This is a genomic window from Sporichthya brevicatena, assembly GCF_039525035.1.
GTDB lineage: Bacteria > Actinomycetota > Actinomycetes > Sporichthyales > Sporichthyaceae > Sporichthya > Sporichthya brevicatena.
In genome coordinates, this window is the sequence record NZ_BAAAHE010000048.1 from 32113 (window position 1) to 34785 (window position 2673).

The 2673-nt window shown below is 68.2% G+C and carries 3 protein-coding genes; 2 read left to right on the plus strand and 1 reads right to left on the minus strand.

What is annotated here, in order from left to right:
* Positions 1-11: 11 nt before the first annotated feature.
* Positions 12-914 carry a serine protease gene (locus ABD401_RS22385; protein WP_344608946.1) on the minus strand — a complete coding sequence of 301 codons (903 nt, stop codon included), beginning with the start codon at positions 912-914 and terminating at the stop codon, positions 12-14.
* A 176-nt stretch (positions 915-1090) separates the two neighbouring features.
* Here ABD401_RS22385 and ku point away from each other — a divergent pair, with 176 nt between their 5' ends.
* Together ku and ABD401_RS22395 are read left to right on the plus strand one after the other, a co-directional pair.
* Positions 1091-2068 carry a non-homologous end joining protein Ku gene (gene ku, locus ABD401_RS22390; protein WP_344608948.1) on the plus strand — a complete coding sequence of 326 codons (978 nt, stop codon included), beginning with the start codon at positions 1091-1093 and terminating at the stop codon, positions 2066-2068.
* Between the two features lie 32 nt (positions 2069-2100).
* Complete coding sequence (locus ABD401_RS22395; protein ID WP_344608950.1) at positions 2101-2583, plus strand: pyridoxamine 5'-phosphate oxidase family protein; 483 nt, start codon at positions 2101-2103, stop codon at positions 2581-2583.
* Positions 2584-2673: the final 90 nt, after the last annotated feature.

Genomic DNA, 2673 nt, shown 5'->3' on the forward strand with positions numbered 1-2673 from the left:
TGTCGGGCGGATCAGCCCACCGGAAGCGCGCCCGGGAGGAAGGCCTCGGTGCCGGCCACGACCCGGAGGTCGGAGAGCTTGCTGTCGTGGGCGCGGGCCCAGTCGAGCTCGTGGGCGAGGTCGCTGACCTGGTTGCTCAGCGGCATCGGCGCGAACGACAGCGTCGAGAGGTCACCCAGGGCGTAACCGTTGCTGTCGAGGAAGGCTGACCCGGAGTCACCCGGGACGCCCGGCGTCAGCGTGTAGACGGTGTGCGACCAGCCGTCGCCGACGGTGCCGAAGCTCGTGCCCGTCTTGGGCGACACGACCGACAGGCCCTGACGCAGCGAGGAGTTGCCGTACGAGACGACCTTCTCACCGTTGCTCGTGCCCGTGGTGTTCACGCCCACCGGACCACCGAAGACCGGCACGGACGGGTTGACCTTGCCCAGCGCGTCGTTCGGGATCTCGATCAGCGCGAGGTCGTTGAACGCGCAGGCGTTCTCGTCCTTCTCCCCGCTGCGCTGCATGGAGATCCAGGAGTTGTAGACCATCTTCCCGACCACGTCGGAGCCGAGGATCTTCACCGGCGTCCCGAGCGGGAGGGACTCGGCCTGGCACCCGTCGGTCTCGGTGGCCTCACCGGTGCCCGAGCAGTGCGCCGCCTGGCCGAGGAACGTCTTGCTGCCGGCGGTGTAGACGAAGTTCGCCGTGCACTGCCCGGCGCCCTCGGTCTGCGTCATGACGCCGGGGTGCACGCTCGCCGTCGCGGCCGGGGCCCAGGTGCCGTCGGTGTCGAACAACGCGGCACCCGCAGCGGGCTGCTCCGCCGGCTTGTCGGAGGCGAGCGCCGGCGAGATGGAAAGCGCCCCGGCGAGCACAACAGCGCTGCCGGCCGCGGCACAGGTGGACAGGACGTGCGTTCGGAACGTCATGAATACTCCACACGATTGTCGTCAGATATCCGTTGCAACGTCCCATCTGCCGTAGAACTTCCCGTTATAGCGATCTTTCCGGGCGAAATCTGTTGCCGCGGGTGAGCAGGCTCGTTCGTGGGCACTTCTCACCTATCACCGGCCCCGTTCGGGGGCCTGGCAGCAGGAGGTCGTCCGTGGCACGCGCGATCTGGTCCGGCTCGATCGGCTTCGGGCTGGTCAACGTCCCGGTGGGCCTGTACTCGGCCACCGAGGACAAGACCGTCCACTTCAACCAGTTCGAGAAGGGCACCGACGACCGCGTCCGCAACAAGCGGGTGAACGAGGACACCGGCAAGGAGGTCAAGTACTCCGACATCGTCAAGGGCTACGACCTCGGTGACGGACGCCACGTGATCGTCACCCCCGACGAGCTCGAGGAGGTCGAACCCGGTCGCAGCTCGACGATCGAGATCACCGACTTCGTCGAGGCCGCCGACATCGACCCCGTCCACTACCGCCGCTCGTACTACCTCGCCCCGGCGAGCGACGACGCCGCGCGTCCGTACGGCCTGCTGCTGCAGGCGATGGAGAAGGCCGGGCGCATCGGCATTGCGACGCTCGTCATGCGCAACAAGCAGTACCTCGCCGCGATCCGCCCGCACGACCGCGTGCTGGTGCTGGAGACCATGTACTTCGGTGACGAGGTCCGCGACCCCGCCGACGAACTGCCCTCGATCCCCCGCAAGGCGAAGTTCTCCGACAAGGACCTCAAGACCGCCATCGGGCTCATCGAGGCCCTCACCACCGAGTGGAAGCCGGAGAACTACGCCGACACCTACCGCGACCGAGTCCTGCAACTGGTGAAGGCCAAGGCCAAGGGCCGTGAGGTCGTCACGGACGACGACGCCGAGCCCGAGGCCGAGGTCCTCGACCTCATGGAGGCTCTCCGCCGCTCCGTCGACGCCGCCAAGTCCCGCAAGGGCGCCGGCAACACCGAAACCGGGAAACTGAAGACCCGTAAGGCCGAGGACGAGAAGCCGAAGAAGAAGACCGCGACCAAGAAGACGGCCGCGAAGAAGACCGCCGCGAAGGAGACCGCGGCGAAGAAGCCAGCGGCCAAGAAGACCGCCGCGAAGAAGGGTACGAAGCGGTCGGCCCGCAAGGCGTCGTGAATGGCGGCGTCGCGGGCGGGCAGTTCCTCGGCATGACTGCCACCGACACCAAAGCCGAGTCCCGAAGCCTGTCCGCGGCTGTCGAGAAGCTGCGCTTCGCGATGGTCGGCACGCCGGACGGGGACGTCTGGAAGTCCCGCCCGCTGACGCTGGCCGGTCTGGAGGGGTCGACGCTGCACTTCCTCGTCGCCGCCGACACCGACTGGGTGCAGGCCCTCGGGAACGGCAAGGCTCCGTGCACCACGACGTTCTCCGACCCGAGCAAGAACGACTACGTCGCCCTGCAGGGCTCCGCCCGCGTGCTTCACGACCGCGCGCTGATCGAGTCGCTGTGGAGCGCACCCGCCGGCGCGTACTTCGACGGCAAGGACGACCCGGACATCCGCGTCCTCGCGGTCGACGTCGACTACGGCGAGTACTGGGACTCCCCCGGCGGCGCCATCGGTCGACTCCTCGCCGTGACCAAGGCGGCCGCCGGCGCCGAGTCGGGTTCCGAGGGCCCCGTCCGCGTCTGACCTACCGTGCGTCCGGCCAACTGTGGCCTATAGCCCACACTTCGCCGGACGCAACGATCACGGCTGCCGCTGAATCCAGTCGACGATCAC